This is a genomic window from Bacteroides clarus YIT 12056 (assembly GCF_900129655.1).
In the GTDB taxonomy this organism is placed as follows: Bacteria; Bacteroidota; Bacteroidia; order Bacteroidales; family Bacteroidaceae; genus Bacteroides; species Bacteroides clarus.
This window is the reverse complement of sequence record NZ_FQWK01000003.1, coordinates 123,457-139,128: the sequence shown is the minus strand read 5'-3', so window position 1 is coordinate 139,128 and position 15,672 is coordinate 123,457. Positions and strand designations below refer to the sequence as shown.

At 47.5% G+C, this 15,672-nt stretch carries 13 protein-coding genes and 1 other RNA gene; 9 read left to right on the top strand and 5 right to left on the bottom strand.

The features are described 5' to 3' along the window. Positions 1 to 17: 17 nt before the first annotated feature. The 3 genes from BUB52_RS05205 to BUB52_RS05195 form a co-directional block, all read right to left on the bottom strand. Entirely contained in the window at positions 18 to 1,433 is a 1,416-nt protein-coding gene (locus BUB52_RS05205) for a tetratricopeptide repeat protein (protein ID WP_009121678.1), read from the bottom strand. 21 nt (positions 1,434 to 1,454) lie between these two features. Next, positions 1,455 to 3,194 (bottom strand): glutamine--tRNA ligase/YqeY domain fusion protein, encoded by a 1,740-nt coding sequence (locus tag BUB52_RS05200; RefSeq protein WP_009121679.1) that lies wholly within the window; start codon positions 3,192 to 3,194, stop codon positions 1,455 to 1,457. Between the two features lie 127 nt (positions 3,195 to 3,321). Continuing rightward, complete coding sequence (locus BUB52_RS05195; protein ID WP_009121681.1) at positions 3,322 to 4,143, bottom strand: PstS family phosphate ABC transporter substrate-binding protein; 822 nt, start codon at positions 4,141 to 4,143, stop codon at positions 3,322 to 3,324. 231 nt (positions 4,144 to 4,374) lie between these two features. Between BUB52_RS05195 and pstC the strand changes: the two genes are divergently transcribed. From pstC to BUB52_RS05165, 6 genes are all read left to right on the top strand, one after another. Further along, complete coding sequence (pstC, locus tag BUB52_RS05190) at positions 4,375 to 5,562, top strand: phosphate ABC transporter permease subunit PstC (RefSeq protein WP_039950651.1); 1,188 nt, start codon at positions 4,375 to 4,377, stop codon at positions 5,560 to 5,562. Positions 5,563 to 5,568: 6 nt separating this feature from the next. After that, positions 5,569 to 6,429 carry a phosphate ABC transporter permease PstA gene (gene pstA / locus BUB52_RS05185; RefSeq protein ID WP_009121683.1) on the top strand — a complete coding sequence of 287 codons (861 nt, stop codon included), beginning with the start codon at positions 5,569 to 5,571 and terminating at the stop codon, positions 6,427 to 6,429. Between the two features lie 21 nt (positions 6,430 to 6,450). After that, entirely contained in the window at positions 6,451 to 7,206 is a 756-nt protein-coding gene (pstB, locus tag BUB52_RS05180) for a phosphate ABC transporter ATP-binding protein PstB (protein ID WP_022218378.1), read from the top strand. A 202-nt stretch (positions 7,207 to 7,408) separates the two neighbouring features. After that, positions 7,409 to 8,104 (top strand): phosphate signaling complex protein PhoU, encoded by a 696-nt coding sequence (gene phoU / locus BUB52_RS05175; RefSeq protein WP_009121686.1) that lies wholly within the window; start codon positions 7,409 to 7,411, stop codon positions 8,102 to 8,104. A gap of 352 nt (positions 8,105 to 8,456) precedes the next feature. After that, complete coding sequence (locus BUB52_RS05170) at positions 8,457 to 9,059, top strand: riboflavin synthase (protein WP_022217952.1); 603 nt, start codon at positions 8,457 to 8,459, stop codon at positions 9,057 to 9,059. A gap of 110 nt (positions 9,060 to 9,169) precedes the next feature. After that, a complete protein-coding gene (locus tag BUB52_RS05165; RefSeq protein WP_009121688.1) occupies positions 9,170 to 9,709 on the top strand; it encodes a nitroreductase family protein in 540 nt (179 codons plus the stop codon). Positions 9,710 to 9,717: 8 nt separating this feature from the next. Here the strand turns inward: BUB52_RS05165 and BUB52_RS05160 are convergent, their stop codons facing one another. Together BUB52_RS05160 and rnpB are read right to left on the bottom strand one after the other, a co-directional pair. Further along, complete coding sequence (locus tag BUB52_RS05160; protein ID WP_009121689.1) at positions 9,718 to 11,037, bottom strand: YihY/virulence factor BrkB family protein; 1,320 nt, start codon at positions 11,035 to 11,037, stop codon at positions 9,718 to 9,720. 93 nt (positions 11,038 to 11,130) lie between these two features. Next, an RNA gene (gene rnpB / locus BUB52_RS05155) (RNase P RNA component class A) lies at positions 11,131 to 11,545 on the bottom strand. Positions 11,546 to 11,716: 171 nt separating this feature from the next. Between rnpB and BUB52_RS05150 the strand changes: the two genes are divergently transcribed. Genes BUB52_RS05150 through BUB52_RS05140 form a run of 3 tightly spaced genes read left to right on the top strand, consistent with a single transcriptional unit; the run spans position 11,717 to position 15,461 of the window. Beyond that, positions 11,717 to 12,919 (top strand): C40 family peptidase, encoded by a 1,203-nt coding sequence (locus BUB52_RS05150; RefSeq protein WP_009121690.1) that lies wholly within the window; start codon positions 11,717 to 11,719, stop codon positions 12,917 to 12,919. Between the two features lies 1 nt (position 12,920). After that, complete coding sequence (locus BUB52_RS05145) at positions 12,921 to 14,093, top strand: dipeptide epimerase (protein WP_009121691.1); 1,173 nt, start codon at positions 12,921 to 12,923, stop codon at positions 14,091 to 14,093. Between the two features lie 33 nt (positions 14,094 to 14,126). Continuing rightward, the gene (locus BUB52_RS05140) at positions 14,127 to 15,461 is read left to right on the top strand and encodes a transglutaminase-like domain-containing protein (RefSeq protein WP_009121692.1); all 1,335 of its coding nucleotides are present in this window, start codon (positions 14,127 to 14,129) and stop codon (positions 15,459 to 15,461) included. Positions 15,462 to 15,672 lie beyond the last annotated feature (211 nt).

Sequence of the window (15,672 nt, the reverse complement as noted above, 5' to 3'; positions counted from 1 at the left end):
ATGGTTTGTTTACATTCTTATTGTAGTGCATTCAGGATGTTCTTCATCGCTTGTGCCAACTCCTCTTTATCTTCACTTTCCAGCATTTCTTCTATTTTCTTCAAGTCTTCCAGTTGGAACGGACGTTTGCAAAGCTGGTTGTACTTCTGGAAGTTCTCTTTGTCTTTAAGCAGCAGATAAAGAGATGCCAGCTTTTCGTTGATATTTTCAAAATCGGGTTCCAACTCCTTGACATGTTCGAAGGCCATCCGGGCATGGTTCAGTTGGCCGAGTTCCATGCTGTATATCCCAATCTCATTCCACGTATCGGCATACGGTGCACGCTCTAAAGCCAAAGCCCACTTTTTTACGGCCTTGTCAAAGTCACCGTCTTCCATATACATGCGTCCTTCAATCAGATACGAGTCCACATCTTCCGGGTCTATTTCATGGGATTTCTTGAAATACTGGCCGGCTTTACGTTTCTTTCCTAATTTATAGAGGCAATTCCCTGCGTGAGCATACAAAGAAGGCAGTATCGTTGAATCGGTATCCTTGCTTTGTATGGCAGATTCAAGATGCCGGTATCCCTCTTCCCAATGCCCTTTGGATATTTCATTAAGCCCGATGAACATTTGGAGAAAATCAGGGTTGATAGCCTTATATTTCTCGGCCAAAGTATAGTTCTCCAATGCACTTTCTTCATTGCCCAATTGGTAGAAAGCATGACCTTTCATGATATAGGCTTCGGCAAATTCTTCATCTGCCACGATTGCGTAATCACAGGCCTCGATGGCTTTGTCAAACAACTGCTGTTCGAAATAGCAACGCGCCAAGCCGAACCAGTAAGGAGCCGAATAAGGATTTTTATCTATCAGCTTATTATATAACGCTTCGGCTTTCTGATTCAAACCTTGCGCATGGAAGCAATCGGCTGTTACGGCCAGATATGCTTCGTCCTCGGCGTATCTTTCAGAGCCTCCGGCCAGCCATGGTAAAGCCTTAACGGGATAACCCATATCGATATACATATAGGATACATCGACAATATTGGCTAACTCCTCTTTGTCCTCTATAGTGTCGAGAAGCTGTTCCGCTTCATCTATTTTACCTTCACCCAAGAGAATATTCGCCTTAAGTACCTTCACTTCCGAAGAGTAATCCTCGGATATTCGCTCTATTACCAGTTTGGCTTGCTCTCTGTTCTGGGCATCCATGAAGAGATAGGCCTGTTCCACCAGTAGAGGGGTACTGTCGGGGTGTAAGCTTAAACCGTACTCTACGACTTCGGTAGCTTGTTCGCTTTTCCCGTGCATGGCATACCAGTCGGCAAGGTCGGCTAAATCGTCTGCGTCCAGATAGATAGGCTTATTTTCAGCTTTCGCGGCTTCATATTGTTCTGCAAGTTCTTGCAATTCCTTGTCTCTTCCGGACAACAGGTTCTTTTTACTCATTAATTATTTCTACTCCTTATATTATTTATTGATTTTACCCCAAGTATCTTTCAGGCCTACGGTACGGTTGAATACCATTTTCTCCGGCGTAGAGTCACGGTCTACGTTGAAGTAACCGATACGCTGGAACTGCAGGTAGGAGAGGGGCTTCATGCCGGCAGCGTATTTTTCGATATAGCAGCATGGCAATACATTCAGAGAGTCCGGATTTATCATTTCCTTCATGGCTGTCAGCGCGTCGCAATTCTTTTCTTCACGAATGGCGGCCAGTTCGTCGCGCGGATTCTCTACTTTCCATAAACGGTCGTAAAGGCGGACTTCGGCTTGCAGGCAGTGTGCGCAGCTCACCCAATGAATCGTGCCTTTTACCTTACGGCTGGCTCCGGGCATACCGCTTTTGCTGTCGGGATCGTATTCACAATATACTTCTGTGATTTCTCCCGCATCGTTCTTCTTGCAACCGGTACACTTCACGATGTACGCGCTTTTCAAGCGAACTTCTTGTCCGGGTGTCATGCGGAAGTACTTTTTGGGAGCATCTTCCATAAAGTCATCGCGTTCTATCCACAGTTCGCGGCTGAATTCGATGTTGTGACTGCCTTCTTCCGGACGTTCCGGGTTATTGACGGCTTCCATTTCCTCAACCTGTCCTTCTGGGTAATTGGTGATGATAAGCTTCACCGGATTCAATACGGCGGATATGCGGGTGGCGCGGGCGTTCAAATCTTCGCGTACGGCGCTTTCCAGCAACGCGAACTCATTGAGAGCGTCATAAGTGGTATAACCGATTTTATCAATGAATTTATGAATGGACTCGGGTGAATAGCCGCGACGGCGGAAACCGCAGATGGTCGGCATACGGGGATCGTCCCAACCGTTGACGAGACCTTCTTTTACCAAAGTCAGCAGGTTGCGTTTGCTCATCAGCGTATAGCTCAGGTTGAGCTTGTTGAATTCGTACTGGTGAGGACGGTGGTCGTTCAAATCCTTACCTTCTTTCACCCAATCTACGAACAAGTCGTACAACGGACGGTGAGGAACAAACTCCAGTGTACACAGAGAGTGGGTTACACCTTCAAAGTAGTCGCTTTGTCCGTGAGCGAAGTCATACATCGGGTAAGCTTTCCATGCAGTACCCGTACGGTGGTGCGGATGCTTCACGACGCGATAGATAATCGGGTCGCGGAAGTGCATGTTGGGGCTTGCCATGTCAATCTTGGCACGGAGCACCATGGCGCCTTCTTCAATCTCTCCGGTGTTCATTTTTTGGAACAGGTCGAGAGTCTCTTCAATGGGGCGGTTACGGTACGGGCTTTCTACTCCGGGTTGGGTAGGAGTACCTTTTTGAGCGGCGATCTGTTCGGATGTCTGCTCGTCAATATACGCTTTGCCCTCTTTGATGAGGCGGATGGCGAAGTCCCATAGCTGTTGGAAATAGTCGGAAGCATAGTATTCGTTGCCCCACCGGTAGCCCAGCCATTGAATATCTTCCTTGATAGCCTCTACGTACTCCACGTCTTCTTTGGTGGGGTTGGTATCATCGAAACGCAAGTTGCAGACACCGCCATGTGCGGCGGCAATACCAAAATCCAGGCAAATGGCTTTGGCATGTCCGATGTGAAGATAACCGTTGGGTTCCGGCGGAAAACGTGTCTGTACTTTTCCGTCGTTTTTACCTTCTTTCAAGTCGTTCTCTACTATTTGTTCAATGAAGTTCAGGCTCTTCTTTTCGCTTGTTTCTTCGCTTTTTATTTCTGCCATAATGCTATTATTATTCGTATAGTGGCGCAAAGATAGCGCAAAATAATGAAGAATGAAGAATGAAGAATGAAGAATTTCTCGCTCCTCATTCTTCGTTTTTCATTCTGCATTATTCATTATTCATTTTTCATTCTTCGTTTATAGGAATGTATCCGCTCTTTTTAATGATTTCTTGGCCGGCGGGTGACAATACGAACTGTAACAGCGGGTCTACAAGGCCGGCGTTTTTCTTATTGTAATAATAATATAGCGGGCGTACGATGGGATAAGTTTTATTGATGGCGTTTTCCAGGGTGGGAGCGGCAAAGTGCTTGTCGTCGTAAGATACGGCAAGGGTCTTGATGCGGGGCGATACATAGGCAAGACCCACATAGCCGATGGCTCCGCGCGTTTGGCTGACGGATTGTATGATGGCTCCGGTGGCGGGCATGGAAAGGCTGCTGCTCATGTAATTCTTATTTTTCAGTACGCTTTCTTTAAAGAATTCGTATGTGCCGGAAGAGGTCTCACGCGAGTAGACCACTATTTTGCGGTCGTCTCCGCCTACTTGCTTCCAATTGGTGATTTTACCGCGGAAGATATCTTCCAACTGTCGGCGGGTGAGCTGCTTTACGGGATTGGACGGGTGTACGACAACGGCCAGCGCATCATAGGCTACCGGTATTTCTTCCAGTTCCTCTCCGGCTGCTTTCGCTTTCATCTTCTCGCTGAATTTGATGCCTCTGGAAGCCATTGCGATGTCGGTCGTTTCATCCAGCAAGGCGGAAATGCCTACCCCGCTTCCGCCTCCGGTGACGGTGACGCGGGCATTGGGATTCAATGTCATAAAGCGTTCGGCGGTTTGCTGTGCGATGGGCAGAACGGTGTCGCTGCCTTTGATGCGCTGCGCCTGAATGTCGGTAGCGGCAAATGCCAATGCGAAGATGGTCAGAAATAAATGCTTCATCATATTCTAATGTTTTTGGGACGATACTTAAACAACAATAGTGTATGGTGGTATGTTCCCGCTGTTTTTATTTCGCTGCAAATTAAAACAACGCATGTTACAAAGTTGTTACATACGGCGGGTCTGTGTTTATTGTAACAGATTTGTAATATGTTTGAAACATTTCTTTCAAACGATAGTCACACTACCTTAATATCTACCCCGTTTCTTTGCGCACAGAAAAAAGTAGGCAATATGAAAAAAGTTTTTGAGAAAATTATAGAGGGCATATTGGCTTGTAGCGGTTTTGTAACAAGTCTTACTATTGTGCTTATCGTCTTATTCCTCTTTTCCGAAGCGGTGGGGCTGTTCCATAGCCGGGTAATCGAAGAGGGGTATGTCTTGGCGTTAAATAAGGACAATAAGGTAAGTGAACTTACTCCGGTACAGATAAAGGATGTTTTCGATGAAGAGATAACAAATTGGCGGGAAGTCGGTGGGGAGAATCTCCCTATCCGGCTTTTTCGTTTGGAAGATGTTACACGGTATTATACGGAAGAACAGTTGGGAGCATCTTACGAAAATGCAGGCGCATGCATCACGGACTTGGTGGAACGCACGCCGGGCATCGTGGCTTTTGTGCCGAGGCAGTTCATTGTCCGTCCCGACTCCGTTCATTTGCTGTGGGACAACACCATTTCGCTGAAAGACGTCTTTGCGGGAGCCGAGTGGTTTCCTACGGCTACACCTGCTCCCCAGTTCGGCTTCTTACCGTTGATAACGGGTACGTTGTGGGTAAGCCTTTTCGCCATTCTCATAGCCTTGCCGTTCGGACTGGCGGTGGCCGTTTATATGTCCGAGGTGGCTGACCATAAGATACGGAATCTGATGAAGCCGGTGATAGAACTGCTGAGCGGTATTCCTTCCGTTGTTTACGGTTTCTTCGGGTTGATTGTGATAGTGCCTTTGCTGCAGAGAGTGTTCGATTTGCCTGTCGGCGAGAGCGGACTGGCAGGAAGTATCGTGCTCGCCATCATGGCGTTGCCTACCATTATCACGGTGACTGAGGATGCCATGCGCAACTGTCCGCGGGCCATGCGCGAAGCCAGTCTGGCGCTTGGCGCTTCACAGTGGCAGACCATATATAAGGTGGTGATACCTTATTCCATATCAGGTATTACGTCCGGGGTTGTCCTGGGCATCGGCCGTGCTGTCGGCGAAACGATGGCGGTGCTGATGGTGACGGGAAACGCTGCCGTAATTCCCCATAGCATTTTGGAACCTTTGCGCACGATTCCCGCCACAATTGCCGCCGAACTGGGCGAAGCGCCGGCGGGTGGCGCGCATTACGAGGCATTGTTCCTCTTGGGAGTCGTATTGTTTTTTATCAGCTTGTTGATAAACTTCACGGTAGAAGCTGTATCTTCGGGCAAAAGAAAGTAAAAGGATATGATAAGTAGAAAACATCTTTCGCAAAACATCGCGTTCGGACTGTTCCGTTTGCTTAGTCTGAGTGTAGTAGGCATCCTCTTTGCCATTCTCGGTTTTATCATATACAAAGGTATAGGAGTCATCGACTGGGAGTTCTTGACGGGCGCTCCGACAGACGGCATGACATCCGGCGGTATCCTGCCTGCCATCGTCGGTACTTTTTGCCTGATGACAGGTAGCGCGTTGTTCGCTTTCCCGGTGGGGGTGATGAGCGGCATCTATATGAACGAATATGCGCCTAAGGGCTGGATTGTGCGTTTCATCCGTATGATGACGAACAACCTGAGCGGCATACCTTCCATCGTGTTCGGACTTTTCGGCATGGCATTGTTTGTCAACTATATGGACTTTGGCGACAGCATCCTGGCGGGTTCGCTTACCTTGGGGCTGTTGAGCCTGCCTTTGGTGATTCGCACTACCGAAGAGGCTTTGAAGGCGATACCCGACAACCTGCGTGAGGGCAGCCGCGCTTTGGGAGCCACCAAGCTGCAAACAATCTGGCATGTGATTCTGCCGATGGGAATGCCCAACATCATCACCGGCCTGATTCTTGCTCTGGGGCGTGTATCCGGAGAGACGGCGCCTATTCTCTTTACGTGCGCAGCCTATTTCCTGCCGCAACTGCCCGGCAGTATTTTCGACCAGTGCATGGCGTTGCCCTATCATCTGTACGTCATCTCCACCAGCGGTACGGATATGGAAGCCCAGCTGCCTATTGCCTATGGAACGGCTTTGGTCTTGATACTGATAATCCTTCTGGTAAATCTGCTGGCCAATGCTCTGCGGAAATATTTCGAGAAGAAAATCAAAATGAACTAAATCAATAAAATCATGAACGGCATGATGAATAAAATAGAAACGCGTGATGTAAATTTCTGGTATGGCGACTTCCATGCCTTGAAAGGTATCAGCATGGATATCGCGGAGAAGTCGGTTGTGGCTTTCATCGGACCTTCCGGTTGCGGTAAGTCCACTTTTCTCCGCTTGCTGAACCGTATGAACGATTTGATACCCGACACCCGCCTGACCGGTGAGATTCTTATCGACGGTCAGGACATATATAAGAAAGGTGTGCAGGTGGACGAACTTCGCAAAAATGTAGGTATGGTATTCCAGCGTCCCAATCCCTTTCCGAAAAGCATTTTTGAGAATGTGGCCTACGGATTGCGTGTAAACGGCGTTACCGACAATGCTTTTATCCGCCGGCGGGTAGAGGAGACCCTGAAAGGGGCGGCACTATGGGATGAGGTGAAAGACAAGCTCAAGGTGTCTGCTTACGCCCTTTCCGGCGGACAGCAGCAGCGCCTTTGCATAGCCCGTGCCATGGCGGTATCTCCGTCCGTCCTGTTGATGGATGAGCCGGCGTCTGCCCTCGACCCCATTTCCACGGCTAAGGTAGAGGAGCTTATACACGAATTGAAGAAGCAATACACCATTGTAATCGTTACCCATAATATGCAGCAGGCTGCCCGCGTAAGCGATAGTACGGCTTTCTTTTATATGGGTGAGATGGTGGAGTTCGGCGATACCAAAAAGATTTTCACTAATCCCGATAAGGTAGAGACGCAGAACTATATAACGGGACGCTTCGGGTAACGGACTGTTCCGTGCTTTGGCAGGCGCGGTACCATGCCGTGGTACAAGCAGTTTCACGCTTTGGTACGAGCGGTACCACGCTTTGGTACGGGGAGTTTCATGCGTTGGTACGGACGGTACCGCCCTTTGGTACGAACAGTGTCATGCGTTGAAACAAGTGATATGATTATGGAATTGATAATTTTGAAATAGAAGAAACATTATGGTAAAGTTTATCGAATCAGAGCTCGTCTTGCTGAAAAAAGAAATAGACGAAATGTGGACTTTAGTGTATAACCAGCTTGACCGCGCAGGAGAAGCCGTACTGACTTTAGACCGCGAACTGGCACAGCAGGTATTGGTGCGCGAACGTCGTGTCAACGCCTTTGAACTCAAAATAGACAGTGATATAGAAGATATTATAGCCCTCTATAATCCTGTCGCCATCGACTTGCGCTTTGTACTTGCCATGCTCAAAATCAATACGAACCTGGAACGTTTGGGCGACTTTGCCGAGGGGATAGCCCGCTTTGCCATAAACTGCAAGGAACCTGTTTTGGACAACGAGCTGGTAAAAGGGCTGCGCTTGGAAGAGATGATAAACCAGGTGTTGTCTATGCTGGAGCTTGCCAAAAAAGCTCTCCAGGAAGAGAGTCAGGAGATGGCGACCGCGGTGTTTGCCAAAGATAATCTGCTGGACGAAATCAACGCGAACGCCACTGCCGTGCTTTCCGACTATATCAGCAAGCACCCCGAAAGTGCGCTCTCCTGTTTGAATCTGGTCAGTGTGTTCCGTAAACTGGAACGTTCCGGTGACCACATTACGAATATCGCCGAGGAAATCGTGTTCTTTATCGACGCCAAAGTGTTAAAACATAGCGGACGTACAGACGAACACTATCCGAATGATAAGAAATAGATAACTTTTTAGGATATTTTTAGTGTTTAATGGAAAATAACCCTATATTTGTCCATTGAAAACGATTGCAGATGTAGAAAAGTGCTTTGAAATGATAATAAAATCAAAAGAATCAAGGAAAAGATGTTATAAGACATGTTTTTTAATTTGGTTGGTATCCTGAAAAGCGGCTATATTTGCAACGTTATCCTGAAAACAATCTTTTTACCTTAAAAAAAACTAATACCTATTGAAAACTGAAAAAGGAGGCTTTGTGAAAAGCTTCCTTTTTTTCATTTCTATATGAGACCCTTTTTGTATCTTTGCCGCATCCATGATAAGGATAGTATCTAACTTAAAAATGTATAGGCTTATGTTTTCCGGAATAGTAGAAGAATGCGCCACGCTGGTGGCTATGGTGAAAGACCAAGAAAATGTACACTTTACTTTCAAGTGTTCGTTCGTGAATGAATTAAAAATAGACCAGAGTGTATCCCATAATGGCGTATGCCTTACGGTGGTCAGCATGACGGATGATACCTATACGGTGACGGCGATGAAGGAAACTTTAGACCGTTCCAATCTCGGCTTGTTAAGTGTAGGCGATGAGGTGAATGTAGAACGCAGCATGATGATGAACGGCCGCTTGGACGGACATATTGTACAGGGACACGTAGACCAGACGGCAACTTGCGTGGATATAAAGGATGCCGAGGGCAGTTATTACTTTACGTTCCGGTATGAGTTTGATAAGGAAATGGCAAAGCGCGGTTATATCACCGTAGATAAGGGTTCCGTTACCGTAAATGGCGTCAGCCTGACTGTATGCAATCCTACGGATAACACGTTCCAGGTAGCCATTATTCCTTATACTTTCGAACATACCAATTTCCATGCTTTCAAGGTGGGTAGCGTAGTGAATCTCGAGTTCGATATTATCGGTAAGTATATCAGTAGAATGATACAATATAAATAGAATTATAAGTTATGAGTTATAAGTTATAATTCGCGGGTGCTTTCTTTTTATAAGCACAGGCATTTACCACTCATGACTCATAACTTATAACTTATAACTCATAACTCATTATGAATGATTTCTTGCAATTGGTCGCTTCACGCCAAAGCGACCGGGCTTATGATATGTCCCGTGCGGTAGAGCCGGAGAAGTTGGAACGTATTTTGGAAGCGGCCCGGCTGTCGCCTTCGGCTTGCAATGCCCAGCCGTGGCGTTTTGTGGTAATCACAGACCCGGAGCTGTCGGTAAAAGTGGGTAAGGCTACTGCCGGGTTGGGGATGAATAAGTTTGCCAAAGACGCTCCGGTACATATTCTGGTTGTGGAAGAATCGATGAATATCACTTCTTTCTTGGGCGCTAAGATTAAGGACAAGTATTTCCCCCTGATAGATATCGGTATTGCTACCGCCCATATCACGCTGGCTGCCGAGAGCGAGGGGCTGGGTTCGTGTATCTTGGGCTGGTTCGATGAAAAGGAGATTAAGAAGCTTACGGGCATTCCCGCCAATAAGCGTCTGTTGCTTGACATAACGATAGGTTATCCGGCGAAAGATAAACGGAAGAAATCAAGAAAATCCAAAGATAAGGTTGTTTCGTACAACCATTATTAATGGCATCGCTATAAGTCTTTCAGCAACACTTTACTTGCGCTTTTGTAGTACTCTTCCCGTGCTTTCATCAGTGTTTCCCACTGCCCGTGGAATTCTTTATCCTTATCTATCTTGAAGTCCTCGGAACCGTGGGTGTCCAGTTTGTCCAGCAGGAAAGCGACGTTTAGCTTGTTGATGTCCATAGAGGGCTGGTAAGCGATGTCCTGGCTTTTGGTATCGGTCACTACTTCGTGCAGCAGATTGATTTCCTGTAACTCATACAGGGTCTGGTTGGTCAGGCGTATGGGAATCTGGCACTCCTCGGATATGTCTTCGGCAGTGTAGGGCGGTTCATTCTTTTCGAAACGCTTGGCTACAAGAGACATGATGAGGATGGAGATAAAATCGCGGTAACGGCGGCTGATATTGCGCGCGTCCTTATCGAAACTAAAGTTCCGTATGTTCTGTCCGGCATACGTCAGTTCCGCTCCGAAGAGGCAGATGGTCCAGGATATTTGCAACCACAGCAGAAACATGGGGAGCGCCGCAAAGCTGCCGTAGATGGCATTGTAGCGGGATACCCACAACTGGCTGCTGATATAAAGGAACTGAAAGGCCTGATGTGCCGTACCTGCCAGAATTCCCGAAATCAGCGCGTGTTTGAATTTCACTTTTGTATTAGGCATGAAGACGTACAGTGCCGTAAACATGAACCATGTCAAAACGAAAGGTATGAGGCGGACTAAGAACTTACCGATGGGGGCGAGCAGGGTGAAGTCAGCCACATTCTTCAGCATGGTACTCATGAATATGGAAAGACCGCCGGAAACTACCAGCAGAATCGGTATCAGCAGAAGCATGGAGAAGTAGTCCGTGATTTTGCGGTACATGCTCCTCGCTTTCTTTACCTGCCAGATGCGGTTGAAAGTAATCTCCATATTGTTAATCAGGTTGAGCACTGTCCACAATAACATGATTAAACCCACCCCGATGAATATGCCGCTCTTGGTTTGCGACAAATAGGAATTGACGAATTGGAAAATAACCTCCGTCGTTTCCGACGGACCGCCGAAACCTTTGACGATTTGGCTCTCCATCAGATTGTCGAAACCGAACCCGCGTGCGATGGCGAACACAATGGCCAAAATGGGTACGATAGCCAGCAAGGTACTGTATGTCAGCGCAGACGCCTTGTTCACAAGCCTGTCTTTGGTGAAGCGGTTGATGCAGAGATAAATGGTTTTGATGATATTATATAAGGAAAAAGTCGTTTTGGTGACTTCATCTTCCGTAATACGCCAGATGTCGTATGTCAGGAACTTCCAAAGGGTGGCGATACGCTTGTTCATGCTAAAGTGAAAATTGAGAATTGAGAATTGAAAAATGACAGTAGGCCGAAAGGCCTTTATTTCTCAATTCTCAACTTTTAATTTTTAATTTAAAAAAGCAGTCGGTCTGTAAGCCGGGTTCTGTTCTTCTGTTCCGGAAGAGGTCGTTTTCGGAATTCTTCATTCCTCATTCTTCCTTCTTCATTCAAGAAGTGTCTGTCATTTATCTGAGCCGTATGTTGCCATACCGGCTTTAGCGGTCTACCCTCCGACATGGAGCGAGCAGCTCTCATAGCGTCGGTTTACATGACCTTACAACTCCCAAGACGTACAGCCCTTGTGTCACCACAAGGCCGGTAGGCTCTTACCCCACCTTCTCACCCTTACCATACTCAGGAAGAGCATGGCGGTTATTTTCTTCTACGTTACTCTACCCTCGCGGACAGCTTTCTGTTAGGAAGTAGGATGCTCTGTGTTGCCCGGACTTTCCTCATACGCACAGGGCGCAAGCGACAAACCGACCAACTGCTTTGTCCCGCAAAGATAGGAATTTTTTGGTGATTGGCGGTCAGTGATTGGCGATTTGTTTGTTATCGGCCTTTTATTTGCGTAAATTCTTAAAAACGCTGAAAATATGTATCTCTTTCGGAATAAATTGTTAGCTTTGCTAACATTAATAACTCCCAAATGCATATAGCCCATGAAAAAGTTTGCCTCATTCTTAGCAGTATTTCTCTTGATAACTCTTTGCGCAGCCGCTTCGGAATCCGGCGACCGTGATATACCGGCAGAGGTAGCGCAACTCACCGATAGTTTGAAAAAACAGTTCGCACCGGATAAGCGTGTGGCGTTGTTGGAAATAGATTATTCTTTTTCCGGTAAAAATGTGATGTTGCGCGGTGTTACTACCTCGGCGGAGGCAAAGACTGTTTTGCTGAAAGAACTGGCAAAAAAAGGATATACCGTAATGGATTGTCTCAAAGTGCTTCCCGACGGGAAGGATTTGGAAGGCAAAACGTACGGCATTATCAATGTCTCTGTGGCAAACCTGCGCGTATCCCCGGATTTCTCATCGGAAATGATGACGCAGGGCTTGATGGGAATGCCCGTGCGTGTGTTGCAGCGCGACGGCTGGATACGTATTCAAACTCCCGACGATTATATCGCCTGGGTGCACCGCGTAGGTGTACATCCCGTGACAAAAGAAGAAATGGCTGCATGGAACAGCGCGGAAAAGGTTGTTGTGACGGCTCATTACGGTTTTGTATATTCCGAACCGGACCAGACCTCACAGACGATTTCGGATGTTGCGGCAGGTAACCGTTTGAAATGGGAAGGGAGCAAAGGAGCTTTTTACAAAGTGACCTATCCCGACGGCCGTCAGGGTTACATCTCCAAATCCATAGCCATGCCTGAGAAGAAATGGCGTTCCGGCTTGAAGCAGGATGCGGCCGATATTATTCGTACGGCGCACACAATGATGGGAATACCTTATCTTTGGGCGGGAACTTCATCGAAAGGTGTGGATTGCAGCGGTTTCATGCGTACCATACTTTTCATGCACGACATCATTATTCCACGTGATGCTTCCCAGCAGGCTTATGTGGGCGAGCATATAGACATTGCATCCGATTTCTCCAACCTGCAGCCGGGTGATTTGATATTCTTCGGCCGCAAAGCAACCCCGGAACGTAAAGAACGTGTCGTGCATGTGGGCATGTATATCGGCGGCAAGCGTTTTATTCATTCACAGGGTGATGTGCATATCAGCAGCTTCGACCCGGCGGACGAATTGTTTGATGAGTACAATCTCGGACGGTTGCTGTTTGCTACGCGCGTGTTACCTTATATAAATAAGGAAGCGGGATTAAATACGACGGAAACTAACGAATACTATAAATGACATGCAAAACAGAAGAGACTTTTTAAAGACCGCCGCCTTTGCCGCATTAGGCTCGGGCATGGCTATCAATAGCGTATTGGCAGGTGAAGGTGCAATGCCCGCTTTGTTCAATATCAATAAGAAGAGTGGCGTTACGCCTAAAATGAAGCTGCGTTTCTTTCCGTATGAATTGAAGTTGCGCCATGTGTTTACGGTGGCTACTTATTCGCGCACCACTACTCCCGATGTGCAGGTCGAAATAGAGTATGACGGCATCGTCGGCTATGGCGAAGCGTCCATGCCGCCCTATCTGCAACACGAATTGGGTACGATGGATAGCGTGCTGGCTTTTCTGAAGAAAGTACAGGGTGTTATCGGACAGTTTTCCGATCCTTTTCGGCTGGAGGATATTCTAAGCTATATAGACAGTCTCTCTGCCGGCGATGCGGCGGCTAAAACCGCGGTGGATATCGCTTTGCATGATTTGGTGGGTAAATTGTTGCAGGCTCCCTGGTATAAAATCTGGGGATTGGATAAGGAGAAAGCGCCTTCCACCACATTTACCATCGGTATCGATACGCCCGATGTGGTACGTGAAAAGACAAAAGAGTGCGCCGAGCAGTTCAATATTCTGAAAGTGAAGCTGGGACGTGATAACGATAAGGAGATGATTGAGACCATCCGTTCGGTGACGGCTCTTCCCATCGCTGTTGACGCCAATCAGGGCTGGAAAGACAAACATTATGCGCTTGATATGATTCACTGGCTGAAAGAGAAAGGCATTGTGATGATAGAGCAGCCCATGCCTAAAGAACAATTGGATGATATCGCGTGGGTAACCGGACAAAGCCCGTTGCCGATATTCGCGGACGAGTCCATTCAACGTTTGAAGGATATAGTAGGGCTGAAAGACGCCTTTACCGGTATCAATATCAAACTGATGAAGTGTACAGGTATGCGTGAGGCATGGAAAATGGTGACACTGGCGCGTGCTTTGGGCATGAAAGTCATGGTGGGTTGTATGACCGAAACTTCGTGCGCCATTTCCGCGGCCTCGCAATTCTCTCCGGCGGTGGACTTTGCCGATTTGGACGGCAGTTTGTTGATAGCCAACGACCGCTTCAAGGGTATGGAAGTTGTGAAGGGAAAGATTACGCTGCCGGATTTGCCGGGTATCGGAGTCGTGAAACTTTAAATGCATGATAAATCCTAAATTATAAATCTCTCCATGAGGAAATTAGTATATACCGTATTCCTGTTTGTTCTTGCTTCCGCTTGCGGCACGAAGCCTGAAAGCAAACCATATAGTTGGGACGATGATTTACACCAACGCCTGCTTACGGATTTCTGTTTGACGGAAGCCCAGGTGAAAGACTATATCGAAAAGTATATTCCTGATGTGACGGACGAGCAAATGCGCCGGTGGGAAGCGTCCAATGCTTTGGAGTGCATGACCTTGGATGGTGAAAAACGCTATTTCCGTAATGCCGGGCCTAATCTGTTTCGTGTGGATTCGGCCTGTTATGATATAAAAACAGCCAAAGAAGGCACTGCATTGAGCGGGAGCGAACAGGTGAACAAGGAGAACCTGCCGGAAATCATTGCCGCCGTGAAGAAGGACAAGAAAGCGATAGTCGCTCCTAAACGGATGCGCGTCACTTATACGCTGACGGTAGACACCAATGCTGTTCCTGCGGGAAAGATGATTCGCTGCTGGCTGCCTTATCCCCGTAAAGACCAGTCCCGGCAGACGGACGTGAAATTTATTTCTGCCAGCGAGCCGGAGTATGTCTTTTCTCCGCAAGACTGCCGGCACAGTACGCTCTATATGGAGAAGCGCGCGGTGAAAGGTGAGCCTACCGTATTCTCCGAGACGTTTGAATATACGTCTTGCGGAGAATGGCATAATCTGCGTGTGGAAGATGTCCAGCCCTATGATACGGCTACCGCTCTTTATAAGGAATATACCGCCGAGCGGGAGAAGCATATCATTTTCTCTCCGCGTCTGCATGAGCTGGCTGCCAAATTGACAGCAGGCGAAAACAATCCTTATTTAAAGGCGAAGCGTATTTTCCGCTGGGTCAACGATAACTTCCCTTGGGCGTCCGCCCGCGAATATTCCACGATTGAGAATATCCCGGAATATGTATTGGACAACCGTCACGGCGACTGCGGTCAGGTCAGCCTTTTATTCATTACCTTATGCCGCATCAGCGGTATTCCCGCGCATTTCCAGAGCGGTTTCATGATGCATCCCCGTGCTTGGAACCTGCACGATTGGGCGGAGGTGTATTTTGAAGGTGTAGGGTGGGTGCCTGTCGACCAATCGTTCGGAATACCGGCTTTCGCCCGCAATGCCGATGAAGAGTATTTCTTCATGGGCGGCATCGATTCCTGGCGTATGATTGTGAATACCGATTACGGTATGCCGTTGGTACCCGAAAAGAAATATCCGCGTAGCGAAACGGTGGACTTCCAGCGCGGTGAGGTAGAGTGGGAAGGCGGAAACCTTTATTTTCCGCAGTGGAGCTACCATATGGACATTGATTACCTTAATTATTAGGATATAGCATACAACTTTAAAACAGACCGTACGTTTGAGGTAAACGCACGGTCTGTTTGCCCTCAACGCATCATCTGTTACAGGTAAACGGACGGTGCGTTTTTATTTCGTCTATCTGTCAGTCTTTTAACAGACAGTAATCGTACACAAATGCTAATTTGGCAGTCGTTGCCGTTAACCGCTGTTAAGCCCTAAATATTCACTGTTAAAA

Coding starts and splice junctions, on each gene's coding strand:
- pstC (WP_039950651.1), top strand. CDS start 4,375: ATGAAAAAAGTTTTTGAGAAAATTATAGAGGGCATATTGGCTTGTAGC.
- BUB52_RS05140 (WP_009121692.1), top strand. CDS start 14,127: ATGAGGAAATTAGTATATACCGTATTCCTGTTTGTTCTTGCTTCCGCT.
- BUB52_RS05165 (WP_009121688.1), top strand. CDS start 9,170: ATGAATGATTTCTTGCAATTGGTCGCTTCACGCCAAAGCGACCGGGCT.
- BUB52_RS05160 (WP_009121689.1), bottom strand. CDS start 11,037: ATGAACAAGCGTATCGCCACCCTTTGGAAGTTCCTGACATACGACATC.
- BUB52_RS05150 (WP_009121690.1), top strand. CDS start 11,717: ATGAAAAAGTTTGCCTCATTCTTAGCAGTATTTCTCTTGATAACTCTT.
- BUB52_RS05145 (WP_009121691.1), top strand. CDS start 12,921: ATGCAAAACAGAAGAGACTTTTTAAAGACCGCCGCCTTTGCCGCATTA.
- BUB52_RS05200 (WP_009121679.1), bottom strand. CDS start 3,194: ATGGCAGAAATAAAAAGCGAAGAAACAAGCGAAAAGAAGAGCCTGAAC.
- BUB52_RS05195 (WP_009121681.1), bottom strand. CDS start 4,143: ATGATGAAGCATTTATTTCTGACCATCTTCGCATTGGCATTTGCCGCT.
- pstB (WP_022218378.1), top strand. CDS start 6,451: ATGATGAATAAAATAGAAACGCGTGATGTAAATTTCTGGTATGGCGAC.
- pstA (WP_009121683.1), top strand. CDS start 5,569: ATGATAAGTAGAAAACATCTTTCGCAAAACATCGCGTTCGGACTGTTC.
- BUB52_RS05170 (WP_022217952.1), top strand. CDS start 8,457: ATGTTTTCCGGAATAGTAGAAGAATGCGCCACGCTGGTGGCTATGGTG.
- phoU (WP_009121686.1), top strand. CDS start 7,409: ATGGTAAAGTTTATCGAATCAGAGCTCGTCTTGCTGAAAAAAGAAATA.
- BUB52_RS05205 (WP_009121678.1), bottom strand. CDS start 1,433: ATGAGTAAAAAGAACCTGTTGTCCGGAAGAGACAAGGAATTGCAAGAA.